The 25,934-nt window shown below is 74.2% G+C and carries 20 protein-coding genes; 15 read left to right on the top strand and 5 right to left on the bottom strand.

Annotation, left to right across the window (positions count from 1 at the left end; genetic code table 11):
• Window positions 1-19: 19 nt before the first annotated feature.
• Both IF83_RS0113775 and IF83_RS0113770 read right to left on the bottom strand, forming a co-directional pair.
• Window positions 20-544, bottom strand: a complete 525-nt coding sequence (locus IF83_RS0113775) for a ferritin-like domain-containing protein (protein WP_030544443.1) — start codon at window positions 542-544, stop codon at window positions 20-22.
• A 139-nt stretch (window positions 545-683) separates the two neighbouring features.
• Window positions 684-1,304 (bottom strand): hypothetical protein, encoded by a 621-nt coding sequence (locus IF83_RS0113770; RefSeq protein ID WP_078843472.1) that lies wholly within the window; start codon window positions 1,302-1,304, stop codon window positions 684-686.
• Window positions 1,305-1,552: 248 nt separating this feature from the next.
• Between IF83_RS0113770 and rimP the strand changes: the two genes are divergently transcribed.
• The 8 genes from rimP to IF83_RS0113730 all read left to right on the top strand — a co-directional run bounded on the left by rimP (window position 1,553) and on the right by IF83_RS0113730 (window position 10,312).
• A complete protein-coding gene (gene rimP, locus IF83_RS0113765; protein ID WP_030544441.1) occupies window positions 1,553-2,080 on the top strand; it encodes a ribosome maturation factor RimP in 528 nt (175 codons plus the stop codon).
• Between the two features lie 2 nt (window positions 2,081-2,082).
• Entirely contained in the window at window positions 2,083-3,078 is a 996-nt protein-coding gene (gene nusA / locus IF83_RS0113760; protein ID WP_030544440.1) for a transcription termination factor NusA, read from the top strand.
• 173 nt (window positions 3,079-3,251) lie between these two features.
• Complete coding sequence (locus IF83_RS0113755; protein WP_078843462.1) at window positions 3,252-3,548, top strand: YlxR family protein; 297 nt, start codon at window positions 3,252-3,254, stop codon at window positions 3,546-3,548.
• Between the two features lie 173 nt (window positions 3,549-3,721).
• On the top strand, window positions 3,722-6,769 hold the full coding sequence (gene infB, locus IF83_RS0113750; protein ID WP_030544438.1) for a translation initiation factor IF-2: 3,048 nt from the start codon (window positions 3,722-3,724) through the stop codon (window positions 6,767-6,769).
• Window positions 6,770-6,921: 152 nt separating this feature from the next.
• Window positions 6,922-7,218 carry a DUF503 domain-containing protein gene (locus IF83_RS0113745; RefSeq protein ID WP_019709781.1) on the top strand — a complete coding sequence of 99 codons (297 nt, stop codon included), beginning with the start codon at window positions 6,922-6,924 and terminating at the stop codon, window positions 7,216-7,218.
• A gap of 78 nt (window positions 7,219-7,296) precedes the next feature.
• A complete protein-coding gene (gene rbfA, locus IF83_RS0113740; RefSeq protein WP_030544437.1) occupies window positions 7,297-7,803 on the top strand; it encodes a 30S ribosome-binding factor RbfA in 507 nt (168 codons plus the stop codon).
• Window positions 7,800-8,798, top strand: coding sequence for a tRNA pseudouridine(55) synthase TruB (truB, locus tag IF83_RS0113735; RefSeq protein ID WP_051722760.1), 999 nt, complete (start codon window positions 7,800-7,802; stop codon window positions 8,796-8,798). The genes rbfA and truB overlap by 4 nt, the downstream gene beginning before the upstream one ends.
• Before the next feature lie 524 nt (window positions 8,799-9,322).
• A complete protein-coding gene (locus IF83_RS0113730; protein WP_030544435.1) occupies window positions 9,323-10,312 on the top strand; it encodes a bifunctional riboflavin kinase/FAD synthetase in 990 nt (329 codons plus the stop codon).
• Window positions 10,313-10,564: 252 nt separating this feature from the next.
• Here IF83_RS0113730 and IF83_RS0113725 read toward each other — a convergent pair whose 3' ends face one another.
• From IF83_RS0113725 to eccE, 3 genes are all read right to left on the bottom strand, one after another.
• Window positions 10,565-13,324 carry an SCO5717 family growth-regulating ATPase gene (locus IF83_RS0113725; protein ID WP_030544434.1) on the bottom strand — a complete coding sequence of 920 codons (2,760 nt, stop codon included), beginning with the start codon at window positions 13,322-13,324 and terminating at the stop codon, window positions 10,565-10,567.
• Between the two features lie 306 nt (window positions 13,325-13,630).
• On the bottom strand, window positions 13,631-14,458 hold the full coding sequence (locus IF83_RS0113720) for a hypothetical protein (RefSeq protein WP_244177063.1): 828 nt from the start codon (window positions 14,456-14,458) through the stop codon (window positions 13,631-13,633).
• Window positions 14,458-15,777 carry a type VII secretion protein EccE gene (gene eccE / locus IF83_RS0113715; protein WP_030544432.1) on the bottom strand — a complete coding sequence of 440 codons (1,320 nt, stop codon included), beginning with the start codon at window positions 15,775-15,777 and terminating at the stop codon, window positions 14,458-14,460. Before eccE ends, IF83_RS0113720 begins: the two co-directional genes overlap by 1 nt.
• A gap of 177 nt (window positions 15,778-15,954) precedes the next feature.
• Between eccE and eccB the strand changes: the two genes are divergently transcribed.
• The 7 genes from eccB (at window position 15,955) to IF83_RS0113680 (ending at window position 25,848) form a co-directional block, all read left to right on the top strand.
• The gene (gene eccB, locus IF83_RS0113710; protein WP_030544431.1) at window positions 15,955-17,487 is read left to right on the top strand and encodes a type VII secretion protein EccB; all 1,533 of its coding nucleotides are present in this window, start codon (window positions 15,955-15,957) and stop codon (window positions 17,485-17,487) included.
• A gap of 180 nt (window positions 17,488-17,667) precedes the next feature.
• Window positions 17,668-18,849: a type VII secretion-associated serine protease mycosin gene (mycP, locus tag IF83_RS0113705; RefSeq protein WP_051722759.1), complete on the top strand. Its 1,182-nt coding sequence runs from the start codon at window positions 17,668-17,670 to the stop codon at window positions 18,847-18,849.
• 250 nt (window positions 18,850-19,099) lie between these two features.
• On the top strand, window positions 19,100-20,380 hold the full coding sequence (locus IF83_RS0113700; RefSeq protein ID WP_158711047.1) for an outer membrane protein assembly factor BamB family protein: 1,281 nt from the start codon (window positions 19,100-19,102) through the stop codon (window positions 20,378-20,380).
• A 256-nt stretch (window positions 20,381-20,636) separates the two neighbouring features.
• Window positions 20,637-21,989 (top strand): outer membrane protein assembly factor BamB family protein, encoded by a 1,353-nt coding sequence (locus IF83_RS0113695; RefSeq protein WP_030544428.1) that lies wholly within the window; start codon window positions 20,637-20,639, stop codon window positions 21,987-21,989.
• A gap of 289 nt (window positions 21,990-22,278) precedes the next feature.
• The gene (locus IF83_RS0113690) at window positions 22,279-23,871 is read left to right on the top strand and encodes an outer membrane protein assembly factor BamB family protein (protein WP_051722758.1); all 1,593 of its coding nucleotides are present in this window, start codon (window positions 22,279-22,281) and stop codon (window positions 23,869-23,871) included.
• 154 nt (window positions 23,872-24,025) lie between these two features.
• Window positions 24,026-24,484 (top strand): hypothetical protein, encoded by a 459-nt coding sequence (locus IF83_RS30240; RefSeq protein ID WP_051722757.1) that lies wholly within the window; start codon window positions 24,026-24,028, stop codon window positions 24,482-24,484.
• Between the two features lie 20 nt (window positions 24,485-24,504).
• Window positions 24,505-25,848, top strand: a complete 1,344-nt coding sequence (locus tag IF83_RS0113680; protein WP_030544425.1) for a hypothetical protein — start codon at window positions 24,505-24,507, stop codon at window positions 25,846-25,848.
• Window positions 25,849-25,934: the final 86 nt, after the last annotated feature.

Here is a 25,934-nt window from a genome sequence, read left to right as displayed (position 1 = left end):
GCCTTACGGGCCGCGGCGCTCAGAGTTCGCTCGGGCCGGCGCTCGCCGGCCCGTCCCCGGGCTCGTCCGTGGGCCCGGCCGGCGCCGAGCGCTCGGCGAGACCAGGGAAGGCTACGCTGCCGCCGCGCCAGCGCACCGCCCGGACCGCCGCCTCCCGCAACGCCCCCGCCGCGTCCCGGCGCAGCCCGCCCTCGGAGGCCCGGACGAGATCGGCGTAGACGGCCGCCACCCGCTCCTCCAGCTCGGCGGCCAGCCGCGCCGCCGCGGCCGCGTCCGGGACCGGGAAGGGCAGCGCGTAGGCGGCGGCGGACGCCTCGGGCTCACCGCCCAGATCGCGGACCGTGCGGTGCAGCGTGTCGCGGCGCGCGCGGTGGGCGTCGTGCCCCTCGCGCGCCTCCTTGCGCCGGTCCTCGCCGATCCGGCCGCCGACGACCCCGTAGCCGTAGACGGCGGCGTGTTCCGCGCGCAGGGCGTGCTGGGCGGCGTCGAGGGCGCCCTCGGGCGGGGCGTCGCCGTCGCGGGGGGCGGTCCGTGCGGTGGTCATGCGGCGCTGCCTTCCGGGGAGGGGACCGCGAACGCGCGGAGCCGGGGGCGGGTGAGGGGGACGTCCGCCGCCCGGAGCCCGGGGGCCGGGCCGCGCGCCGTGCGGCCGGGCGGCCGTCCGGTCCCGCGAGGCCGCGGCGTCATCGGACGGCCTCGAACAGCAGATAGGCGTGGGCCGCCCCGGACGCGGCGACCGAGGCGAGCAGCCGGGCCAGCTCCGGCTCCGCGCCGGCGAGGGCCGCCGTCCGGGCGTCGGCGGTGCGGCGCTCCGCCTCGGCCAGCGCCTTGAGGGCCTGCGGCGCCTTCTCCGGTACGGCCGGTGCCCCGGAAGCGTCCGGCGTCCTGCCCTCCGCCGGGCCGCTCGCGGGCGGGGCCGGCGAGGGCGCGGCCGGCGGAACGCCGGGGCCGTCCGGACCCGGGCCGCCGGACCGGGGCGTGGCCGAGGGCGAGGCGGTGCGGTCCCCGGCCTCGAACGCGGTGGCGTGCAGCGCGGTCTCCGCCCGCAGCGGAGTGAGGAGTTCCGCCAGGTCCGGGTGGGTGGCGATGGTGGCCTCGTACCGCAGCAGCAGCGTTCGGGAGTCCCGCGCGGACCGCTCGCGCAGCCGCCGGTCCTCCGCGTCCGGCTTGCCGCCCTCCCGGGCCGCGCCGTCCCCCGAGCAGGCGGCCAGTGCGAGGGCGCCGGGCCCCGCCGCGAGCACCCCGGCGAACAGACTCCTTCTGCGGGGCCCGGACAGGGCTCGCGACGGCGTGGTGGGCGGCACGGTCACATCCTGGGGTCGCGCGGGAAGCCGCGGTCGAGCTGGGGAGGGCCGGGCGGAACGGGCGGGCGCACACGTCCTTGATCGGCCGCCTTGAGCGTACCCGCGTTCGGCATCCGAATCGCCGACCGGTCGGGCGCGGCTGCCCACGGCCCTCCGGGAGGCGGACGCGACACCCTCCGCGACCGGATACCCTTTGGTCTGACACGCGATCTCCAGACAACAGCACACGCGGCCGAGGAGTCACCCGGATGAGCACCACCCAGAGCGAGCGGCTGCGCGGACTGCTCGAACCGCTGGTCGCCGCGCGAGACCTGGATCTGGAAGAGATCGAGGTGACCCCCGTCGGCCGGATGCGGGTCCTCCGGATCGTCGTGGACTCCGACTCCGGTGTGCTGCTGGACACCTGCGCGGAACTGAGCCGCGCGGTCTCCGAGAAGCTCGACGAGACCGACGCCATGGGGCAGGCGGCCTACCGCCTCGAGGTCACCTCTCCCGGAGCCGACCGCCCGCTGACCGAGCTGCGCCACTACCGCCGGGCCACGGGCCGGCTGATCAGGGCGAAGCTCACCGGCGGCGGCGAACTCACCGCCCGGATCCTCTCCGTGGACGAGGACGGACTCGATCTGGAGGTCCCCGGGGTCAAGGGCCGCAAGCCCACCACCCGGCGGCTCGCCTTCGGTGAGATCGACAGGGCGCGCGTGGAGATCGAGTTCAATCGCAAGGCCGACGGGCGCGTCACCGCGGCCGGTGCGGACGAGAACCAAGAGGAGGCGTAGCCGTGGACATCGACATGAGTGCCCTGCGGGGTCTGGTGCGGGAGAAGGAGATCTCCTTCGACCTGCTGGTCGAGGCGATCGAGTCGGCTCTCCTCATCGCCTACCACCGCACCGAGGGAAGCCGCCGCCGCGCCCGCGTCGAACTCGACCGCGAGACCGGGCATGTGACGGTCTGGGCGACGGAGGACCCGGACGACGTCGAAGAGGGCGCCGAGCCGCGGGAGTTCGACGACACCCCCTCGGGCTTCGGCCGGATCGCGGCGACCACCGCCAAGCAGGTCATCCTGCAGCGGTTGCGGGACGCCGAGGAGGAGATCACCTTCGGCGAGTACGCGGGCCGTGAGGGCGATGTCGTCGCGGGCGTCGTGCAGCAGGGCAAGGACCCGAAGAATGTCCTGGTCGACATCGGCAAGCTGGAGGCCATCCTGCCGGTGCAGGAGCAGGTCCCGGGGGAGGACTACTCCCACGGCGCCCGCCTCCGCAGCTATGTCGTCCGGGTGGCCAAGGGCGTGCGCGGCCCGTCCGTGACGCTCTCGCGGACGCACCCCAACCTGGTGAAGAAGCTCTTCGCCATGGAGGTGCCGGAGATCGCGGACGGCTCGGTGGAGATCGCCGCCATCGCCCGCGAGGCCGGCCACCGCACCAAGATCGCCGTCCGCTCCACCCGTTCCGGGCTCAACGCCAAGGGCGCCTGCATCGGCCCGATGGGCGGCCGGGTCCGCGCGGTGATGGCCGAGCTGCAGGGCGAGAAGATCGACATCGTCGACTGGTCGGACGACCCGGCCGAGCTGGTGGCGCACGCGCTGTCGCCGGCCCGGGTGAACAAGGTCGAGGTCGTGGACATGGCGGCGCGGTCGGCCCGCGTCACCGTCCCCGACTACCAGCTGTCCCTGGCCATCGGCAAGGAGGGCCAGAACGCCCGCCTCGCCGCCCGGCTCACCGGCTGGCGGATCGACATCCGCCCGGACACCGAGCAGCAGGACGGCCGGGAGGACTGAGCGGCCCGGAGGCGGAACGGGCCGGCCGGAGGAGCGGTACGGGCCCCGGCCGGGACGCGGCAGCGGGGGAGCGGCGGCCGGCCGGGTGTGTGATCACCGTCACGGCCCGGGAACAGCGGACTACTGCGCGGTCCTCACCCCGCACCGGGGTGGGCCGGCGCGGGGAGGTAGACTTGAGGACGTCTGGCCGGACGCATGCCCCGGCGTGCCCCGAGCGCACCTGCGTGGGCTGCCGTGAGCGTGCGGCCAAGGACGATCTGCTGCGTATCGCGGTGATCGAGGGCGAGTGCGTCCCCGATCCACGCGGTACGCTGCCCGGTCGGGGTGCTTATCTGCACCCCACCCAGGCCTGTCTCGGCCTGGCGGTCCGCCGCCGGGCCTTCCCCCGGGCCTTCCGGGGCCCGGGACCGCTCGGCACCGACGCGGTGCGGGCGTTCCTCGAGCGGCGGGCCGAACCGGCGCGACCGTAAGAGAACCGCAAGAGATCAGGCACAACCGTAAGAGAACGGCACGGGAAACCGTGCGGTCAGGTACCTCGCGAGTCGGAAGTAGGTCGAGATTGCGATGAGCACTCGATGAGTACGCGATGAGTACGCCCATGAAGTAGCGACGGTCCGGCGGAACCCGGACCAGAAGGAGCGAAGTGGCAAAGGTCCGGGTATACGAACTCGCCAAGGAGTTCGGAGTCGAGAGCAAGGTCGTCATGGCCAAGCTCCAAGAACTTGGCGAATTCGTCCGTTCGGCGTCCTCCACGATCGAGGCGCCCGTTGTACGCAAACTGACCGACGCTTTCCAGCAGGGCAACGGCTCCGGCCGTGCCGCCGGCAAGCCTGCGGCGCCCCGCAAGGCGGCGCCCTCCAAGCCGTCCGCGCCCACCCCGCGCGCGGCGGCCCGTCCGGCTGCCCCGCAGCCGGGCCCCAAGGCGGCTCCCGCCCCGGGTCCGCGGCCCCCGGCCGCCCCGGGCCCGAAGCCGTCCGCGGCGCCCGCCCCGGGCCCGCGTCCCACCCCGGGTCCCAAGGCCCCGGCGCCCAAGCCCGCTCCGGCGGCCCCCGCGGCTCCGGAGTTCACCGCGCCCCCGTCGGCGCCCGCGCCCAAGCCCGCGTCCGCCCCCGGCCCGCGTCCGGCCCGTCCGGCCGCTCCCGGCCAGGGCCGCGACCAGGGCCAGGGCGGCCGTGACCAGGCGCCGCGTCCCGGTGCCCGTCCCGGCGGCGGCCAGGCCGGCCGTCCCGGCGGCCGCAGCGGCCCGCGTCCGGGCAACAACCCCTTCACCTCCGGCGGCAGCACGGGCATGGCCCGTCCGGCCCCCCGTCCCGGCGGCGCCCCGCGTCCCGGCGGTCAGGCTCCCGGCGGCGCTCCGCGTCCGCAGGGCGCGGGCCCGGGTGGTCCCCGTCCGCAGGCTCCGGGCGGTGCCCGTCCCTCGCCGGGCGGGATGCCCCGTCCGCAGGGCGGCCAGGCCGGTGCGGGTGGTCCCCGTCCGGGCGGCGCGCGCCCGAACCCCGGCATGATGCCGCAGCGTCCGGCCGCGGGCCCCCGCCCGGGTCCGGGCGGACGCGGTCCCGGCGGCCCCGGCGGTGCCGGTCGTCCCGGCGGTGCCGGTCGTCCCGGTGGCGGCGGCTTCGCCGGCCGTCCCGGCGGTGGCGGCGGCGGTCGTCCCGGTGGCGGCGGCGGTTTCGCCGGCCGTCCCGGCGGCCCCGGTGGTGGCGGCGGCTTCGGCGGCCGTCCCGGCTTCGGTGGCCGTCCGGGTGGTCCCGGCGGCCGCGGCGGAACGCAGGGCGCCTTCGGCCGTCCCGGCGGCCCGGCGCGGCGCGGCCGCAAGTCGAAGCGGCAGAGGCGCCAGGAGTACGAGGCCATGCAGGCCCCGTCGGTCGGCGGCGTGATGCTGCCGCGCGGCAACGGACAGACCGTCCGCCTGTCGCGTGGTGCCTCCCTCACCGACTTCGCGGAGAAGATCAACGCCAACCCGGCGTCGCTCGTCGCCGTGATGCTCAACCTCGGCGAGATGGTCACCGCCACGCAGTCCGTCTCCGACGAGACGCTGCAGCTGCTCGGTGACGAGATGAACTACACCGTCGAGATCGTCAGCCCGGAGGAGGAGGACCGCGAGCTTCTCGAGTCCTTCGACATCGAGTTCGGCGAGAACGAGGGCGGCGAGGAGATGCTCGTCGCGCGTCCGCCGGTGGTCACCGTCATGGGTCACGTCGACCACGGCAAGACCCGCCTGCTCGACGCGATCCGCAAGACGAACGTCATCGCGGGCGAGGCCGGCGGCATCACCCAGCACATCGGTGCGTACCAGGCCTCCACGGAGGTCAACGGTGAAGAGCGCAAGATCACCTTCATCGACACCCCGGGTCACGAGGCGTTCACCGCCATGCGTGCCCGCGGTGCCAAGTCCACCGACATCGCGATCCTCGTGGTCGCGGCGAACGACGGCGTGATGCCGCAGACGGTCGAGGCGCTGAACCACGCCAAGGCCGCCGAGGTGCCGATCGTGGTCGCGGTCAACAAGATCGACGTCGAGGGCGCGGACCCGGCGAAGGTGCGCGGTCAGCTGACCGAGTACGGCCTGGTGGCCGAGGAGTACGGCGGCGACACCATGTTCGTCGACATCTCCGCCAAGCAGGGTCTGCACATCGACGACCTGCTGGAGGCCGTCGTCCTCACCGCGGACGCCGCGCTCGACCTGCGGGCCAACGCGGAGCAGTCGGCGCAGGGCATCGCGATCGAGGCCCACCTCGACCGCGGCCGCGGCGCCGTGGCCACCGTGCTCGTCCAGCGCGGCACCCTGCGGGTCGGCGACACGATGGTGGTCGGCGACGCGTACGGCCGTGTCCGGGCGATGCACGACGACACGGGCAAGACGATCGAGGAAGCGGGTCCGGCGACCCCCGTCCTGGTCCTGGGTCTCACCAACGTCCCGGGCGCCGGCGACAACTTCCTCGTCGTCGACGAGGACCGCACGGCACGCCAGATCGCCGAGAAGCGCGCGGCGCGCGAGCGCAACGCGGCCTTCGCCAAGCGCACCCGCCGGGTGTCCCTGGAGGACCTCGACAAGGTGCTCAAGGCCGGCGAGGTGCAGCAGCTCAACCTCATCATCAAGGGCGACGCGTCCGGTTCGGTGGAGGCTCTCGAGTCCTCGCTGCTCCAGCTCGACGTCGGCGAAGAGGTCGACCTGCGCATCCTGCACCGCGGTGTGGGTGCGGTCACCGAGACCGACATCGACCTGGCGACCGGCTCCGACGCCATCGTCATCGGCTTCAACGTGCGCGCCGAGGGGCGTGCCACGCAGATGGCCGAGCGCGAGGGCGTGGACGTCCGCTACTACTCGGTGATCTACCAGGTCATCGAGGAGATCGAGGCGGCCCTGAAGGGCATGCTGAAGCCCGAGTACGAAGAGGTCGAGCTCGGTACGGCGGAGATCCGCGAGGTCTTCCGCTCCTCCAAGCTCGGCAACATCGCGGGTGTCCTGGTCCGCTCCGGCGAGGTGCGCCGCAACACCAAGGCGCGTCTCATCCGGGACGGCAAGGTCATCGCGGAGAACCTCAACATCGCGGGCCTCCGGCGCTTCAAGGACGATGTCACCGAGATCCGTGAGGGCTTCGAGGGCGGTATCAACCTCGGCAGCTACAACGACATCAAGGTCGACGACGTCATCGCGACGTACGAGATGCGGGAGAAGCCGCGCGGCTGATCCCCACGGCGGGACCGGGGCCGGTCGGCGGGGCGAAATCTCCGTCGATCGGCCCCGGCCGTTGCGTGTACGGTTCTTCTGTCCCCGCCGCCCTCCGGCGGCCGGGGCGGTGACCACACCCGAGGCCCCGCAGGTGGCATGACCTGTATTCCATGTATGTAGGGACGCTGTCCTTCGATCTGCTCCTGGGCGATGTGCGGTCGCTCAAGGAGAAACGCTCCGTCGTCCGCCCGATCGTCGCCGAGCTGCAGCGCAAGTACGCCGTCAGCGTCGCCGAGACCGGCGACCAGGATCTGCACCGCCGGGCCAGGATCGGTTTGGCGGCCGTCTCCGGGGACACGGGGCACCTCACGGACGTACTGGACCGGTGCGAGCGCCTCGTCGCCGCCCGGCCGGAGGTGGAGCTGCTGTCGGTGCGGCGGCGGTTCCACGGCGAGGACGACGACTGAGCGCGTCGTGACGAGCCGACGGGGGCGGCGACGCAGCCGCCGAAGCAAGATGCCGGAAGACAAGAAGGAGACGGACCGATGGCCGACAACGCGCGGGCCCGCAAGCTGGCCGATCGCATCCAGGTCGTGGTCGCGGAGACCCTGGACCGCCGTATCAAGGATCCGCGACTGGGGTTCGTCACGATCACGGACGCCCGGGTCACCGGCGACCTGCGGGAGGCCACGGTCTTCTACACGGTCTACGGCGACGACGAGGAGCGCGCGGCCTCCGCGGCGGCGCTGGAGAGCGCCAAGGGCGTGCTCCGCTCCGAGGTGGGCCGGCAGACCGGTGTGCGGTACACGCCGAGCCTGACCTTCGTGCCGGACGCCCTGCCGGACAACGCCCGCACCATCGACGACCTGCTCGCCCGGGCCCGCGCCCAGGACGAGCAGGTGCGGGAGACCGCCACCGGCGCCGATTACGCGGGCGGGCCCGACCCGTACCGCAAGCCGGGCGAGGAGTTCGAGGACGACCTCGGCGAGGAGGACGGACCCGGCGGCGCGGCCGGGCCGGAGAACGGCGGCGAGGGCGCTTCGCGGGCATGACGGACAAGGACACCGGGGGGCGTGCCGGGCGGCGCGCCCCCCGTATCGCGGCAGCCGACGGCCTGGTCGTCGTGGACAAGCCGGCCGGGCACACCTCGCACGACGTCGTGGCCCGGCTGCGCGGCATGGCCCGCACCCGGCGGGTCGGGCACGCCGGGACCCTCGACCCGATGGCGACCGGCGTGCTCCTCATCGGCGTCGGCAGGGCCACCCGGCTGCTCGGCCATCTGGCGCTGACCGACAAGGAGTACACGGCGACCATCCGGCTCGGGCAGACGACCGTGACGGACGACGCGGAGGGGGAGATCACCGCCTCCGCGGGGACCGCCGGCCTGCCGCCCGGTGCCACGGAGGCGGCGGGGGAGGGCCGGGCGGCCGTCGAGTCGGCCGTGGCCCGCCTGACCGGCGACATCCTGCAGGTGCCGTCGAAGGTCAGCGCGATCAAGGTGGACGGCAAGCGGTCCTACAAGCGGGCGCGGGAGGGTGAGGAGTTCGAACTGGCGGCCCGCCCCGTCAGCGTGCCGGTCTTCACCGTCCGCACCCTCCGCGAGGCCGTCGCCGCGGACGGCACGGCCGTGCTGGACGCGGACGTCACCGTGGTCTGCTCGTCCGGCACCTATGTGCGGGCCCTCGCCCGCGACCTCGGCGCGGCGCTGGGCACCGGCGGCCATCTCACGGCGCTGCGGCGCACCCGCGTCGGTCCGTACGGACTGGACGCCGCGCACACCCTGGAGGAGCTCCAGGCGGCGGTGGACGCGGCCGGGGAGGCGGTCAACGGCCTGCCGGTGATGCCGCTCGCCGAGGCCGCCGCGGCGGCCTTCCCGCGCTGGGACGTGGACGAGAAGCAGGCCCGGCTGCTGTCGAACGGCGTCCGCCTGGACGCACCCGGCCTCGCCGAGGGACGGCCCACGGCGGTCTTCGGCCCCGGCGGGGGCTTCCTGGCCCTGGTGGAGGGCGCGCGGGGCAAGGCGAAGAGCCTGGCCGTCTTCGCCTGACGCGATGACGGCGCGGGCGCGGTGACGGCGTACCGGCCGGGGCGCTCGTGGAAGGGCCGCCCGGACGGTCGCGACGGCGGAGCCGATGGCGGCGGCCGGGGCGGGACCGTACGGAGTGGGACCGGGCCGCTCGCGGACCCGCGGCCGGCCCGGCAGCACATCTCGGCGGCACGGCGCAGGCCCCGTCCGCACGGACGGCGGCCCGAGGCCGGCCCGCCGTGGAGCGGGCGGCGCGACGGCCGCCCGTCCGCCCGATCCACGGCCCCCCTCCCGCTGATCCCTGTCCACGGCGCCCGGCCCGCTCACCCGCGCGGGGAAGCACGGGGAGTGAACCGGGGGCGTGCGAGGGAGCGCGTTCGCCGGGCGGTGGTCCGGGCACCCGGGACCGCCCCGGCCCTGGTGCCGATGACGGGCACGGACACCCGGCATGGCAGTCTTGGACCCGCGATACCGACAGGTACCGCGGAAGCGGTTCACAACGGTTCACCCAACGGGTCGACACATTCGGGCGAGGAGCGGTCACAGTGCAGCGCTGGCGTGGTCTGGAGGAGATCCCCGAGGACTGGGGGCGCAGCGTCGTCACCATCGGCTCCTACGACGGCGTGCACCGGGGGCACCAGCTGATCATCGGGCGGGCGGTGGAGCGCGCCCGCGAGCTGGGCGTCCCGGCGGTCGTCGTCACCTTCGACCCGCACCCCAGCGAGGTCGTCCGGCCGGGCAGCCATCCGCCGCTGCTGGCGCCGCACCACCGGCGCGCCGAACTGATGGCCGGGCTGGGTGTGGACGCCGTCCTGGTGCTCTCCTTCACCAAGGAGTTCTCGCAGCTCTCGCCCGCCGACTTCGTGGTGAAGGTCCTGGTGGACCGGTTGCACGCGAAGACGGTCGTGGAGGGCCCCAACTTCCGTTTCGGCCACCGCGCCACCGGTGACGTGGCCCTCCTCACCGTGCTCGGCGGGGACTACGACTTCGAGGTCGAGGTCGTCGATCTGTACGTCAGCGGCGCGGCCGGCGGCGGCGAGCCGTTCTCCTCCACCCTCACCCGCCGGCTGATCGCCGAGGGCGACGTGGCCGGCGCCGCCGAGATCCTCGGCCGCCCGCACCGGGTGGAGGGCGTGGTCGTACGGGGCGCGCAGCGCGGCCGCGAACTCGGCTACCCGACCGCGAACGTGGAGACCCTGCCGCACACCGCCGTCCCGGCCGACGGCGTCTACGCGGGCTGGCTGGAGGCCGGCGGGGAGAGGATGCCCGCCGCGATCTCGGTCGGCACCAATCCGCAGTTCGACGGCACCGAGCGGACCGTCGAGGCCTATGCCATCGACCGGGTCGGGCTGGATCTGTACGGCCTGCACGTGGCGGTGGAGTTCCTCGCACGGCTGCGAGGACAGCGGCGGTTCGAGACGATCGAGGCGCTGAAGGAGGGCATCGCGGAGGACGTCGAGCGCTCCCGGGCCCTGATCGCCGGACGGCGGGACGGCACGGACCCCGCGGACGGCTCCGGCGCCGGCCGCACCTGACGAGGCACGGCGCGCCGGCACTCCGGCGCCGTGCCGTCGGCCGCGCCTGTGCGTTTCCCCGCGCCGCGCGGCCGCACGGCTGTGCTGAGCGGCTGTGCTGATGTGCGATGGAGGCCCCGGGCGCTCATGCCCGGGGCCTCCATCGCACAGGACCCTCATCACGGACCCGGCCCACCGGCGCGGGCCGGTCGACCCGCGACCCGCGACCCGCGACCCGCGGTCCGTGCCGGCCGCGCCGTCACCGGCGCCGGTTCACTGCTGGGGCGGGTATCCCGGCTGTCCCGGCGGCGCGGGGTGCTGGGGCGGCCAGCCGTAACCGCCCTGGGGCTGCTGCGGCCAGGCGGGCGGCTGCGGCGGGGCCTGGCCGGGCTGCTGCCCCGGCTGCTGCGGATGGGGCTGCGACCCCGGCTGCCCCGGCGGAGGCGCCTGCGGTGCCCCGCCCGGCTGGGCGTACGGCTGCCCGGGCTGCTGCCCGTACGGCGGCTGCTGGTACTGGCCGGGGAGCGGCGGGGCGGTCTGGGGCGGCGGGCCGCCGTTCGGCGTCCACAGACCCTGCTCCTGCTGGGCGCGGACGAAGTCCTCGGCGACGAGCGCGGAGAGGTTGAAGTACGCCTCGCGGGTCTTGGGACGCATCATGTCGAGGTCCACCTCGGCGCCGGCCGCGAGATGCTCGTCGAAGGGGACCACCACGACGCCCCGGCAGCGGGTCCGGAAATGCGCCACGATGTCGTCCACCTTGATCATCTTGCCGGTCTCGCGCACGCCGGAGATGACCGTGAGGCTGCGCTGCACCAGCTCCGCGTAGCCGTGCGCGGAGAGCCAGTCCAGGGTGGTGCTGGCGCTGCTCGCCCCGTCGACGGACGGGGTGGAGATGATGATGAGCTGGTCGGCGAGGTCGAGCACGCCGCGCATGGCGCTGTAGAGCAGACCGGTGCCCGAGTCCGTGAGGATGATCGGGTACTGCTTGCCCAGGACCTCCAGGGCGCTGCGGTAGTCCTCGTCGTTGAAGGTCGTCGAGACGGCGGGGTCCACGTCGTTGGCGATGATCTCCAGCCCGGAGGGCGCCTGCGAGGTGAACCGGCGGATGTCCATGTAGCTGTGGAGATGCGGGATCGCCTGCACCAGGTCCCGGATGGTGGCGCCGGTCTCCCGGCGGACGCGGCGGCCGAGGGTGCCCGCGTCCGGGTTGGCGTCGATCGCCAGGATCTTGTCCTGACGCTCGGTGGCGAGCGTCGCGCCGAGGGCGGTCGTGGTCGTGGTCTTGCCGACGCCGCCCTTGAGGCTGATCACCGCGATGCGGTAGCAGGAGAGGACAGGGGTGCGGATCAGGTCCAGCTTCCGCTGCCGCTCCGCCTCCTCCTTCTTGCCGCCGAGACGGAACCGGGAGCCACCGGCGCTCGGTGCCTTGCTCTTGGGCTTCGGCTTGTTGTTGCGCAGCAGCCGGTCGGAGGAGAGCTCCACGGCGGCCGTGTAGCCGAGCGGTGCGCCGTGGGCGGCCTGCCGGCGGTCCTCGGGGCTGACGGTCGGCCAGCCGCCGGTGCGGGGGTCCACCGGGGTCTGCGGAGGCGGCGCGGCGTAGCCCTGCTGCTCCGGCTGGGCGGGGGGCGGGAGTTGGGCTCCGTCGCCCTGGGCGTACGGCTGCCCGTCCGGCCGGGGCTGCGGATCTCCCGGCTGGTGCGGAGCGGCGCCGGGCGCGGGGGCGCCGGCCTGCGGGTAGCCGTAGCCGGGCTGGGGGTTCTGGGCCGCCGGGTCGTACTGCTGCGGCGGCTGGGGCTGGTGGGGCTGCGGCTGGTCCGCCGGCGGCTGCGGTCCGGGCACTCCCCCCGGACCGGGCGCGGCCGGCGCCCCGGCCTGCGGGTAGCCGTAACCGGGCTGCGGGCCCTGGGGTGCCGCGGGCCCGTGCGGCGGCCAGGGGGCGGTGGGCTGCGGCGGTACAGGGGCGGGCCCGGCCGGGGGCTGCTGCGGATAGCCGTACCCGGGAGCGGGAGCGGGCGGCGGACCCGGAGGAGTGTCGGCGGCCTGGAAGGACGGGGGCAGCGGCGGCAGGCCGCCCTGCGGGACGCCCGGCCCGGGGGGCGGACCGGACGGAGGCGGCCCGCCCTGCGGACCGGGGGACTGCGGGGGGACGAGCGGAGCGCCCGGTGCGGACTGCGGGGGTTCCCCGGTGGCCGGGGCCGCGTCCTGCGCCGGGGTCGCGCCGGGCGCCGGGGTCGCGCCGGGCGCCGTGCCGGAGGACTCGGCGCCCCGGGCGTCGCCGGAACCGTCGGCCTCCGGGTCGCTCCGGCGCGCGTCGCCGTCCGCGGAGTGGTCGTCCGGTGCCTGCCCGACGTGCGCGTCCGCGGCGGGGGTGCCCTCGCCGGCGCGGCCGGTGCTCCCGTCCTCCTCCGCGGGCTCCCCTCCGCCGGCCGGCTGCCCGGCGGAGAGGCCGGCGATCTCCTCGCGCAGCGCGGCCGCGGAGAACCGCATGGTGGCGCCGCCGGGCTGCGGGCGCTCGTCACCGCCCGCACCGGATCCCCCCGCACTCTGCGGAGCACCGGGCTCCGCCGCGGGGGAGGGCTCGTCCGGCCCGGCGGAGGCCGGACCGTCACCCTCCGGGCCGGGAACGGAGGCGGCGGCCTCCGGTCCGGGAGCCGGGGCGGCCGGAGGCGCCGGGGGCATCGGGGGCATGGCCGGTGCCGCGGCCGGCGGCGGGTAAGGGGCCTGCTGCGGTACGGAGGCGTGCGGCGGTGCCATGGGCGGCGGCGCGCCGTCGCCCATGGCGGGGCCGGGCGGGGGAACGGCGGGCCGGTCCGCGGGTTCGAAACCGCCGTGCGCCGGCAGCCCCGGAACCCCGGCGTCCGGGCCGCCGCCGTCCCCGGCCGCGGGTGCACCGGGCGTGTTCTGCGTGTACCAGGCCGGCGGGGTGTAGTCGATGGTGAACTCGCCCGTCTGCTCGTGCTCGTGCTCCGCGTCGGACGGGTCCTCGCCGGGTGTGGTTCCGCCCGCGCGGATCTCGTCCCGATCGCTGCTCACAATGCCTCCTGGTGTGGTGTTGCACCCGCATGGGCCGTACCGCGGGCGGCCGTTCACCGGCCGCCCGCGTGGCGCGCCCCGTGATGACGCGGCGGCCGCGCCCGCAGATTGTGCCGCCGACTCCCGGCCAAGCCTAATCACCGGGAGCCTGTGTCCGGCAGGCCCGTCCGGCGCGGACTGACGACCCGTACGTCCGTGATGCCCGGGAGGACGGGCCGGAAGTCATCCGCCGTCCTCCGGCGGACCGCTCAACTCCCGGAGGGGAACCGGGTTCCCGGAGTGGGGGCGGCCGGACCTGCCCTGGGATCAGTCCACGCGCCGGGGGCCGCCGAGCAGTCCCGATTCGACGTCCGTCGGCGTCGTCATCACGAAGTGGCGGTCATGTCCGTTACACCAAAGGGTGACTCCATCGCCCAGGGTCGAGAGCGCCGCAACATGGTCCTGCCCGAACCCCATGATCCGCCCCGTCGCGGCCGCCTCCTGGGGGGAGACCCGCTGGACGCCCACGACGTCCGCCTGCTCCAGTAGCCGCGGTGCCGCCGGGCTCAAATACGGCAGCAGGGTCAGCACCGCCTGCCACGGGGCGGGAACCACCCGGCCGCGTGGCGGACGCATGCCGCAGTCGCGTACCACGAGCACGGGACCGGCCGCCGATCCGCCCTGGGGCGGGACGCGCCCCACCTCATGGAGCGTCACGCACTGCTGTCCGCCGCCCGCTGCCTGGGCCAGCGCTGTCCAGGAGGGCGCCCGTCCGGTTTCGACGGCGATCCGCGCGCCCGTACCGGCCATACGCAACGCCAGCACCTGCGCCGTCCACAGCCCGCCGATCAATACCACATGGAAGGGGGACGGCCGGCTGAGGCCGAGGACGGCAGGCTGCCCGTGGGTGTCGACACCGACGACCACGCCGTCGTCCCCCACCGGCAGTGCCATCGGGGCGAGGGCGTCCGCCGGCAGGGTATGCCCGGTCCGTCGGGGGCCGATGAGCCCGGAGCCGGTCCGCACCACCCGGGCCGCCCGCGCGCGGAGCGAGGAAGCCTCCGGACCGGGTACCGGGGCCGGTCCGGAGGCCGGGCCGGGCACGGCGAGCGGGCCGGCGGTGGTGCCGGGCGGAGGGCTGAGCGGTGCGGACATCAGCGGGTACCCCCGAGCGGAAGCGTGGTGAGCACACCGGGCAGCTGCTCCCGGTCGAGCCGAATGAGCCCGATGCCCACCCCGCGTGCGGCCCGCTGCACTTCATGCCGGGCGCGGACGAGTTCGTTGTCGCTGCGGCCGGTGACCCGGAGGTGCGCGCTCAGCGCCGCCTCCTGCCGGCCGCCGCGGCGCAGCGTCAGACTGAACGTCGTCGCCAGGGCGGGAACGGACGTCAGCAGCGCCACCAGCTGCGGCAGCGAGGCCGCGCCCGCTCCCACCGCCGGCCAGCGGCCCAGCCAGTACGTGGTGTGCCGGCGGTCGTCGCACCGCCAGACCCGGGAGCTCTCCGCGGTGCGGCGGCCGGGCGCGCCCGCGCGTCCAGCCTGCGCGGTGGCCATGGGGTTGGCGCAGAGGGACGTCGAAACCGCCGAGACGAGTTCCTCTTCGCTGAGCACGGTGGCACGGAAGCCCGCCCCGGTCAGCCGGCTCGCCAACTGGTCCGCGCAGCGGAGCACGCTGCGCTGCGCGCCGGTGAGCCCGCCGCCACGCGCCGCGACGGCCTCCGGGCACAGCTCGGGGTCCAGCTTCAGCGCGACCCAGGTGAGACGTACGGCGGGGGAACCGGTCTGGGCCTGCAACGGCAGGTAGTTGCGCGCGGCCACGGACTGCTCGGGGAGGTGCGGGGCCGGCGCGGGCTGGGTGTGCTGGACGAGCTGTGCCGACGCCAGCCGGATGCCGTCCACCTCCAGCACGTCGTACAGCATGCCGAGCGGGAGCGGGTGCCGGGTCCGCTGCGGGCGCAGCGCGCTGTCCCCCGCCTCGATCCGGAGTACCGCGGTGACGAAGGTGCCGTCACCGATCATGCCGACCCGGCGGTGCTCCCGGCCGGTGTGGGTGTACGTCCGCAGGGCCGGCTCGCATTCGACGACGGGGGCCAGCACCGGGTCCGTGTCCGGCGGGAGAACCGCGGAGGCCGCACGACGACGGCGGCGCCGGAGCGCCAGTACGCCGCCGAGCCACTCCGGCAGCGACCGCTGGTGACGGCGCATCACCGCGAAGAGCAGCAGGGCGCCGGAGACCACGGCGGCCGGCACCAGCAGCAGTGCGTCGACGGCCCAGGCCACCAGAAGCAGTGCGGCGGCCACTTCGGCCAGTACCAGTTGCTGCAGCCGCAGCGGCCCGAGATGCCCCGGCCGCGAGACGGGGCGCGGTGTGACCGGGCCGGCCGGCGGAACGGCGCCCGGCCCGCCCCGGGAGGCCGGCGCGGTCGTGGCGGACGGATCGGGTGCCGCGGTCCGAGCGCGTGTGGCCGTACCCATCGCCTGATCCCCCTCGCCGTACCGACGTACGCCCGATATGCCCTGCGCGGCAAAGCTGTTGACCGAACGTCACCCTACCCGCACGGGACGTGCGGACCACCACCCGGCATAGTAGGGGGCCGGTCCGACAACGACACCGCCCAACGGGGCGCGAACACGGGGGAGATGCCGGAACTCATGGTGTCACGGCGTGACGAGCTCAATGCCTACACCTTCGCCAGGCGACGCACCGTCGCGGCCTTCCTCCAGCCCTCGCCGACCGGCAGTGAGGAAGGGGCACCGCGTCCCCTGCGTGCCGTCGTGCCGGGGCTGATCATCGGTGCGCTGGTCGTCGCGGGTTTCGGTGCCTGGGGGATGTTCAAACCCAAGGCGCCGGCCAAGTGGTACGAGCCGGGCCAGAAGGTCATCGTCGGCAGCGAGTCGACCACTCGCTACGTCGTCCTCGAAACGGACGGCGAGACCCAGCTCCACCCGGTGCTCAACCTCGCCTCGGCCCGGCTCCTCCTCGACGCCGGGCAGTTCGACGTCATCAAGATCGACGAGGACGTCCTGGACAGCGGCAGGATCCCGCACGGCCCGACCATCGGCATCCCGTACGCGCCCGACCGGCTCCCGTCCCGGGAGGAAGCCGGCCGTGTCAAGCGCTGGGCGGTCTGCCAGCAGCCCGGCGGATCCGGCGAGTCGGTGCAGACGGCCACCTTCGTCCTCGGCGCACGCGAGGCGGACGCGGTGGAGGGCCAGGGCCGGCTGTCCGGCGGCCAAGTTCTGTACGTCCGGGACGAGGAGGGTGAGCGCCACCTCGTCGACGCCGGGGGCACGCGGTACCGCATCGCCGCGGACCCCCGCTCCGAGGAGGGCGAGCTGCTCCTGCGCACGCTCATCGCCCCCGGGGACAAGCCCCAGCCGGTCACCGACGCGTGGCTGGACACTCTGCGCGAGGGCGATCCGATCGCGTTCCCCGAGGTGCCCGGCGAGATCGGGGCGGAGGCGGGAGTCGGCGGACTGTCCGAGAAGGAGAACCGCGTCGGCACAGTCATCCGCGCCATGACCGGCACGGGACGGCAGCACTATGTCGTCCTCGCCGGTGAGGTCGCCCCGGTCTCCGCGTTCACCGCCCGGCTGCTGCTCAGCTCCCCGCAGACCGCCCCGCTCGACCAGCGCAACGCCGCGCTGGACGTCAACGCCCAGTCCTTCAGGCCGCTCGGCCCCGAGGAGAGCTTCTACGGCGACCGGCGCTGGCCGTCCGAGGAACCCCGGCAGGTGAACGCCACGGGCGGCGCGGGCGCCCGCGACACGGTCTGCGGCGTGCTGCGCGATGTGCGCGCCAAGGGCGGCACCGTCCTGAGCACCTGGGCCGGCGCGGAGTACCCGCACGACATCCCGGACGGCGGCACCAGCACCTACGTCACTCCCGGAAGCGGCGTGCTCTTCAAACAGATCCGCGGCCGGCAGTCGGAGTCGGGCTCTCTCTTCCTGGTGACCGACACCGGCCTGCGCTACGCCGTGCAGGCCAACGGCGACAGCAGCGCGGGCGAGCCGGGGAGCGGCGCGGGCGGCGACGGGAAGAACGGCCGGGACCGGGAGTCGGCGCAGATCCGGCTCGGCTACGACAACGTGAAACCGGTGCTGGTGCCGGCCGAGTGGTCGCGGTTCCTGTCGAAGGGGCCGCGGCTCGACACCAACAGCGCCCGGCAGCCGCAGGGTTCGTAGGGCTACGGGGAGAGGGAAAACGTGGTGCGAGGGGGAACGGCCGCGGCACTGGCGGCCGCCGTTGCTCTGGCGGGATGCGCGTACACCGCTCCCGCGGGGGAGGGCGGAGTGCGGGAACCGCGCGGGCCGGTGTCCGGGGAGACAGGCGGGCGCACAGGCGGTGACGCGAGCGGCCCTGCCATGCGTCTCCTCGCCGGCGGCGGGGAGTGCACCTACCCGATGAAGAAGCAGTTCGAGGGCCGCCCGTGGCCGCTGCAGCGGGTGCTGTTCGACCAGTTGTGGCAGGAGACCCGTGGGCGCGGGGCCGACGGGCGTCCGGTGCGGGTGGCCGTCATCGACACCGGTGTCGACACCCGGAACCCGCAGCTCGCCAAGGCGGTCGACAAGGACAGCGGGGCGAACTTCCTCCGGCCGGAGGAGGGCATGACCGCCAAGGAGCTCGGCGGGCCCACCACCGACCCGGTGGGCCACGGCACCAAGGTCGCGGGCATCATCGCCGCACGGCCCCAGGCCGGTACCGGATTCGTCGGCCTCGCTCCCGAGGCCGTCATCATCCCGATCCGCCAGAACGACGCGGAGGGCAGCGGGAACGTCGGCACGCTCGCCAAGGCGATCGAACACGCCATCGCGGAGGACGCCGACGTCATCAACATCTCCCAGGACACGGAGGCGCCGCCGAGCCGGGACTCCGCCCTGGCCACGGCCGTGCGGAAGGCGCTGGCCGAGAACATCGTCGTGGTCGCCTCGGCGGGCAACGACGGCGCCGACGGCAAGCCCAAGAACACGTATCCGGCGGCGTACGAGGGGGTCCTCGCCGTCGCCGCCTCGGACCGCAACAACGAACGAGCCGTGTTCTCCCAGCGCGGCGGCTTCCTCGGCGTGGCCGCGCCCGGTGTCGACATCGTCTCGACCGTCCCCGGCTTCGGCCAGTGCGTGGACAGCGGGACCAGCTTCTCGGCTCCCTACGTCTCCGGCGTCGCGGCCCTCATCCGTGCCGAGCACCCGGACTGGACGCGGCAGCAGGTGGTCGCCCAGATCGAGCAGACCGCCGAACGCTCCATCAACGGCCATGACAGCAACGTCGGCTGGGGCGTCGTCGACCCCGTGCGCGCGCTCACCGAGGACGACCGCCCCCGTGAACGGGCCGTACCCGACGAGGGCCCGGCGCCCGCGGCCGCTCCGGAACCGATGGCCCTGACGCTGGCCGAGACGCCCCAGGAGCGCAAGGAGCGCTACGCGACGTACGTGCTGGGAACCACGGCGGTCCTGGTCACCGTCGTCTCCGGGACGGCTGTCGTCCTCCGCGACCGCAGACGGCGCCGCGGCGGCCCCACGGAGCCCCCCGCCTCCCAGGACCAGTGAAACCGAAGCCGGAAAGCCCGAGACCCATATGAGCCAGCCACCCCCTCCGTACGGAGGCCCGCCGAACCGACCCGGACCCGCACCGCTGCGACCGCCCCACCCCGGCCCGCCGCAGGCGCCTCCGGGTGTCTTCGGCCCGCCTCCGTCCCCGCCGCACGGAGGCGCCGTTGTGCCGCCCTCCGTGATGCCGCCGACGGTGGTTCCCCCGCCCACGGGTGGAGGCCGCCGGGGCCGCACCACCCTGGTCGCCGTGCTGGCCGCTGTGCTCGTGACCCTGCTTGCCGGCGGCGGCGCGTGGCTGCTGTACGGGGACGGGGACTCCGGGGAGGACGGGGAGGCCCTCCCGCCGCACCGGCAGAACGCCGCACTCGCCTGGGAACAGCCCGTGCCGCGGGTACCGCTCGTGGAGGAGACTCCCACCACCTGGTTCACCGAGAAGTTCGTGGTCAAAGTGCCGGTGACCGAGGTCGCCGGCTTCCGCCGCGACACGGGGAAGCGGGCGTGGCGCGTCCCGCTGAGGGGCGTGACCTGCGGGACGTCCGTGGAAGCGGCCGCCGGTCGTGCGGCCGTGCGGCACGGCCTCTCCTGCGAACTGCTCACCGTCATCGACCTCGCCCGGGGCGAGGCGCTGTGGACCCGGAAGCTCCCGGTGCCTGCCGGTACGGAGCCCGACACCGTGGACCCCGGGCGGCTGGCCGTGACGGAGGAGGCGGTCGCCGTGGTGCTGGAGGAATCCGCGACGGTCTTCCGCATCGCCGACCAGAAGGTTCTTCAGCGTCTCGACCGGCTGGACGGCTCCTGCGGCGTGAAGAGCGTCCGTGGCGGAGCCGTGCTCGTCGCCAGAGCGGCATGCGACGGAAGGCAGGTGGTGTGGGTGCACGATCCCGTCACCGGTGAGCGCGAATGGGCCTGGCCGGTCCCGGCCGGGCTCCAGGTGGAAGGATTCCCCTCCGCATCGCCCCTCGTGGTGACGCTGCACCGGGACATCACCGAGGGGACCCACAGCGTCTACCACCTCCCGGGGAAGGGAAAGCCGGCCGTACCGATCGACATGGGCCGGAACGTCGACCGCGAGGCGGGCCTCTGTGAACACGTGACGCCCCGGTGCCCCGGCGCGGTGGCCGGGGAACGGACGCTCTACCTCCAGGGGCCGAAGCACGCCTCGCCGGGCGACAGTTCCGCCCAGGAGAACGAAGTCGTGGCGTTCGACCTGCGGACCGGCAAGGCCATGTGGGCCGCGAAGCCGGAGGCGAAGAGGGAGCTCGTCCCCGTGGCCGAGCTCCAGGGAGACCTGATCGCCTATGAGCCCGCCACCCCGGAGAAGGGCGGAGCCCTCCTCCGGTACGACGGCGGCACCGGAAGGCGTTCCGTATATGAGCGGCACCCCTCGCTGACCAGCGAACGTGAGCGTGAGGTCGCCAGGAACGCCGCGCCTCTCCTGGACCGGGGAATGTTCTTCCTGTCGGCCGAGGACGTCTACCCGTGGGAAGAGGGCGAGCCCGAACCGGCCCTGGTGGCCGCCTTCCGCTGAGCGCCTTGCCGTTCACCTGTACACCGCGCGTGAATCCATCGCGCCCGAGCCCTCGAAAGTTGATCTGACCATGGCGACTCCGCCTCCGCCCGGCCCCTACGGCGCACCGCCGCCACCACCCTGGCAGGGCCCCAATCCCTATGCGCAGACCCCTCCCCACCCGGCTGCCGGATACCCCGTTCCGCCGCCGTTCCCGCCCGGCCCGCCGTCCCCTCAGCCGCGGAAGAGGCGCCGTACCCCCCTGCTCATCGCCGGGGTGGTGGTCCTGCTGCTCGCGCTCGGCGGCGGCGTCTGGGCGTATCTGGGCTCCGCCGGGAAGGACGCGGACGATCCGAAGGCCGCCGGACCGGCCGCGCCGCCCGAACACGAACACAAGACGCGCAGCTCCATGTCCTGGAAGGCACCGGCGCCCAAGGGCGAGATCAAGGACTATGTCGCCAGCGACGCCAGCGGCACCTGGTTCACGGAGACCACCGTCGTCAAGGCCGAGATCAGGGAACTCAAGGTCTACTCCCGGAAGGACGGGAGCGTTCTGACGACGGTCCCGCTGCCCGGTGACATCTGCGGCGAACGCACCCCGCCGCACGACGGGACGATCGTCCTGGCGTACCGGGACGGCGACGAGGCCTGCTCCCGCCTGACGCTCATCGACATCGAGGAGGGGGAGCGGGTCTGGACCACGGAACTGCCGTCCGCCTACGAGGACGGGGAGCAGGTCCGCTGGGTCGTCATGGCCCGCATGGAGGACCGGGTCGTTCTCGTCACGGAGGACGGCCTGCGGGCCCTGGCCGTCGAGGACGGCGAGGAGGAGTGGGCGGCCGGACTCCCGGGCGGCCGGCTCGCGGCCGGTTTGGCCGTCGGTGAGGGCCGGCTGCTGGCGACCTCGTACCGGCTCAAGGGCGGGACCGCCGCGGACTACCAGGTGAACGAGATCGGCCCGGCGGACGGCCGGGTCCGGTGGAGTTGGTCCGTGCCCGAGGGGCAGCGACCGAGTGTGTTCGCCTCCGTCTCCCCCACGGTGGTGGGACTCGTCTCCCGCGAGCAGTTCCTCGTGAACCAGTTCGTCGCCCTCGACGACAAGGGGCGCGAACGCTCCCGGGTACGGGTCGCCGCGAAGGGCAGTGAGACCGAGAAGGGCGGTCCCGAGCAGACGTTCGAACCCCGCTGCGGCTCCGCGGCGGACGGCTGTGCCGCCGCGGTGGTGGCGGACGACACCCTGTACCTCCCCACCAAGCCGGGGGAGGCCGACAGCGACGCCGGGACGGAGTTCAACAAGCTCGCGGCCTTCGACCTGGCGACCGGGAAGGTGAAGTGGTCGGCGACGGCCGGGGACAAGCGGACGGTGATCCCCGTCGACACCGACGGCGGCAACGTCATCGGCTACGCCGAACCCACCGGGGAGAGCGGCGGCCGGCTGGTGCGGTTCGACGCGGGCACCGGCAAGACCTCGCTCTACCAGCAACACCCCGACAGCGACAGCGAGAACGAGCGCGACGCCTACTACACCACGCATCCGCCGCTCGACGTGTACCTCGACCGGGGACAGTTCTTCATCGTGTGCGAATCCCTGACGGGCTCCGAGGAGTTCGTGATCGTCGCCTATGAATAGCCGCCGCCCGCCGGGACGGTGAGTCCCGGCACGGCATACGCTCACTCAGCCCCGCTCGCCGCGTTCGCCGCGCCGGGCGGCCCCGCCCACCGGTCCGTATGCACCGACTCACGCACCACCAACGAGGGAACCCACCATGTCGCAGCCGCCTCCGCCGCCGAACCAACCACCGAACCAACCGCCGGGCCCGCCCGCGAACCAGCCGCCCGGCCCGCCGCCCCAGGGCGGTTTCGGCGCGCCGAGCGGCCCCGCGCCCGGCCCCACGCCCCCGCCGCCCCACCAGCCGCCGATGTCCCCGCCACCGCACGGCGCGCCCGCCGGGCCGTGGAACGCCCCGCAGCCCGGGCAGCAGCCCGGCCTGCCGTACGGGCAGCCCAACCCGTACGCACAGCAGCCGGCGTACGGCGCGTACCCTCCGCCCACCATGCCCCCGCCCGGTGGCGGCGGTCCGGACAAGAAGCGCACCGCCGTCATCATCGGCAGCGTCCTCGCGGTCCTGCTCGCCCTCGGCGGAACGGTCTACGCCGTCTCCGGCGACGACGACGACGGCGGCAAGCCCTCCGCCGGGGCCGGCGAGAAGGACCGCGCCGGGGAGGGCGACAGCGCCGAGCTCGACGGCGGAGGCGGCAGCGGCGGCGACGAGGAGGCGGGTGCCCGCCCGGGCGACGACGGCCTCACCGGCTCCGGCGGCAAGGGCGAGGGCAAGGTCCTGTGGCAGAAGCCGGCGCCCGACGTCGCCAAGTCCGGTGTGGACACCCCCGGTTTCTGGCTCGCCGACGGCGCCGCCGTGAAGGCCGCCCTGGAGTCCGTCACCGCCTATGACGCCAAGGACGGCAAGGAGAAGTGGTCCGTCGAACTCGACGGCACCATCTGCGCGGCCTCCGTCAACGCCACCGACGACGGCAAGGCCGCGGTGGCGTACGAGGGCGCCAAGAAGGACGAGTGCAGCCACGTCGCCCTGATCGACCTCGGCAAGGGCGAGAAGGTCTGGGACACGGCCCTGCCCAAGGGCGGCCTCGGCGGCTATATCGGCACCACCGTGGCGATCGGCGGAGACACCGTCGGCGCCTCCTGGTTCGGCGGGTCGGCCCTGCTCAAGATCGGCGACGGCAAGGAACTGCCCCGCGGGGAACGGGTGACGGGCTGTACCCCGAACGGCTTCGCGGGAGGCAAGGCCCTGCTGCGCTCGTTCTCCTGCACCGCCGGCGGCAAACTCCAGAAGATCGGTGCCGGCGGCAGGACCGAGTGGACGTACACGGCCCCCGAGGGCTTCAACATCAGCAACATCTTCTCCGCCGACCCCGTCGTCGTCTCCCTCTCGGACAAGGACAACAAGTCCGGCGGCATCCTGGCGATCGGCGCGGGCGGCAAGGTGCGTTCGCAGATCGACCTCGGCAAGGAGACCTACCGCCCGGCCTGCGGCATGCGGATCATGTCCCAGAAGCTCGACGGCTGCCAGGGCGTCGCGGCGAGCGACGACCTGTTCTACCTGCCGACCGAGGACAAGAAGAAGAGCGGCGGTGACGGCTTCGGCCGGTACAACGAGATCCACGCCTTCGACCTCGACACCGGTAAGCGGAAGTGGAAGTCCGCCGCGGGCGACGACCTGACGATGATGCCGCTGCGCACCGACGGCGAGAAGCTCATCGCCTACCAGAAGCCGACCTACGACAAGAGCGGCCGGATCGTCAGCATCGGCGCCAAGGGCGGCAAGCCCACGACGCTGATGAAGAACCCGGAGGCCGCGCGGGACGCGGAGAACGGCTTCTACGCCCCGTTCCTCGTGTACGAGGACGACCGGTTCTACCTCGCCTCGGACCGGGTGACGGGCAGCTCCAGCGGCTCCCCGGAGAAGCTGCTCCTGGTGATCGGGAAGGGCTGAGGCCGCGGGGCGGGCCCCGCCCGGCACGCCTGCGCGCCGGGCGGGGCCCGTCACCGGACCGCGACACAGCCGCCGTTGTCCACAAAGGAGTTGGCCTGTCGCACTCGGTGACTACAGTGGTCCCCGGCTTCGTATCGGTCATCGGGGGAGACACGTGGGGGACGAACACAGGCTGAGGAACGGAGACGGCGGTGCCGACCGGGACCTGTCGGTCGAGGGCATGGCGCTGCAGACCTTCAAGTCGCGCATCGACAAGCTCCTCACCGAGCTGGCGGAGTCCCCGGCGACGCCGCGGAAGATCGGTGAACGCACCCTCGCTCCGGCCGCCTTCGGCAGCGGCTTCGCGGCCGCGGAACGGATTGCGGAGCAGTACGAGACGGTGCGCACCCGGCTGGAGAAGCTGTCCGCGCTCTTCGGCCGGCAGATCGAGGCCATGGGCCTCGCGGTTGACATGGCCGACCGTGACTACGAGGGAATCGAAGCGGCCAGAGCGGCCCGCTTCCGCGAGATCCAGGCCGAGACGGCCGAGCACTACCGACCGCCCGGGCGGGACGAGAACACCGCGCCCGACGGTTCCGAACTCGGCGACGGCAGGACGACCGAAGGCTTCTGAGGCGACAGGGGGAGGCGGCCATGGCGGGGCCCGACGAATTCGAAGGCCGCTCACTCGACGCCTTATACGCGATGGTGGCGAGCGCGAAGCCCGCGGACCTGACCGGGGCGGGCGAGGCGCTGGCCGGCATCGGCTCGGAGATCGACGGCATCGCGGGTGAACTCCGGGAGTACGTCGCCCGGGTCGCCTGGAAGGGCGAGGCAGGCGACGCCTTCCGCGAGTGGGGCCAGGACATGGTCCGGGAAACCCTCCGGCTCGCCGAGTACAGCACGGTCATGGGCACCGAGATGGAACGCGCCGGCCAAGCCCTGACCGAGGCCCGCGCCGCCGTCCCCGCCCCGGCGGGCCAGTGCTTCGCCGATCCGGAGAAGGAGAAGGCTCGCATCGCCGACGAGGAACTCAAGCGCGAAGAGGCGATCAACCAGCTCAACCGCCTGAGCTCCTACTACACGGCGGTCTCCGACCGCATGGCGGCCGAGCCGGAGCCGAACTTCCGTCCGATGGACGGGGGGTGGCGCCCGATCGACCAGGGTCGGCCGACTGCCGCGCAGGACGGGGGAGCGACGGCCGGGACTCAGGGACGGGAGGGCACCGGACCGTTCTCGCCTTTCGGAGCAGCCCACAGCAGTGCGGCGAACGGGACCGCGCCGGGGGCGGCTACCGAAGGCCAGGCGCAGGGCAGGGACGCCGGCGTGGGAACCGTCATCGATTCGACCGAGGGAACCACTCGGCCGGAGTCCGGCCTCCGGAGGGAAGGGCCCGCAGGGCCGTCTCTCCCCACACCCCACAGTGGTCCCACAGTCCACCCCGTGGCGCCGGTCACGGTCATCTCCCCTCCACAGGCCGCCGAAAAGGCGGCGCGCACCGGACCGTCCAACGGTCCTGGCGGCGGGCGTCCTTCAACTCCTCCGACAGGCGCCTCGCGAGGCCGTGCACCGGACGGCGTCGTCGGCGGTGTGCCTCAGCGGTCGAGCCCTCCGCCGAGCACTTCCCGGCTGCCGAGAGGCGTGGTCGCAGGTGAGGAACAGCGGCTCATGGGAAGAGGCTCCGCCGGTGCGGGCGCGCCGACGGGGGCCACCGGCTCCCGCGCCGGCGGCCCCGGAGGGGCCCAAGCCCGGCGAGTCGCCGTTCAACCCGGTGGAGCGGTGGGGAATACACGACCGGGCGCCCGGGGGCGGGCGGACTTCACTCCGGGCGGGGCGGGACTGGTGAGGAACACGCCGGTATCCGGCGCGAGTTCCTCGCGTGCACCCCGGGCGGCCGCTGATGCCGAGCCCTCAGAAGAGAGACCGGATTACCTACTCGAAGACGAAGAGACCTGGACGAGTGGCCGGCACAGGCCCATGCCACCAGTGATCGACTAGCCGTGATGGACGCTACGCATATGAGGAGTCACCCGGCCATGCCTCGGTCGTCATTCGCTGTTCGGCGGTACACCAGGCCGCTGCTG

The organism is Streptomyces albus subsp. albus (genome assembly GCF_000719865.1).
Lineage (GTDB): Bacteria > Actinomycetota > Actinomycetes > Streptomycetales > Streptomycetaceae > Streptomyces > Streptomyces albus_E.
This window is presented reverse-complemented; position numbering and strand designations above follow the sequence as displayed.

Coding starts and splice junctions, on each gene's coding strand:
- IF83_RS0113775 (WP_030544443.1), bottom strand. CDS start 544: ATGACCACCGCACGGACCGCCCCCCGCGACGGCGACGCCCCGCCCGAG.
- rimP (WP_030544441.1), top strand. CDS start 1,553: ATGAGCACCACCCAGAGCGAGCGGCTGCGCGGACTGCTCGAACCGCTG.
- IF83_RS0113745 (WP_019709781.1), top strand. CDS start 6,922: ATGTATGTAGGGACGCTGTCCTTCGATCTGCTCCTGGGCGATGTGCGG.
- rbfA (WP_030544437.1), top strand. CDS start 7,297: ATGGCCGACAACGCGCGGGCCCGCAAGCTGGCCGATCGCATCCAGGTC.
- truB (WP_051722760.1), top strand. CDS start 7,800: ATGACGGACAAGGACACCGGGGGGCGTGCCGGGCGGCGCGCCCCCCGT.
- IF83_RS0113720 (WP_244177063.1), bottom strand. CDS start 14,458: ATGTCCGCACCGCTCAGCCCTCCGCCCGGCACCACCGCCGGCCCGCTC.
- eccE (WP_030544432.1), bottom strand. CDS start 15,777: ATGGGTACGGCCACACGCGCTCGGACCGCGGCACCCGATCCGTCCGCC.
- eccB (WP_030544431.1), top strand. CDS start 15,955: ATGGTGTCACGGCGTGACGAGCTCAATGCCTACACCTTCGCCAGGCGA.
- mycP (WP_051722759.1), top strand. CDS start 17,668: ATGCGTCTCCTCGCCGGCGGCGGGGAGTGCACCTACCCGATGAAGAAG.
- IF83_RS0113690 (WP_051722758.1), top strand. CDS start 22,279: ATGTCCCCGCCACCGCACGGCGCGCCCGCCGGGCCGTGGAACGCCCCG.
- IF83_RS0113680 (WP_030544425.1), top strand. CDS start 24,505: ATGGCGGGGCCCGACGAATTCGAAGGCCGCTCACTCGACGCCTTATAC.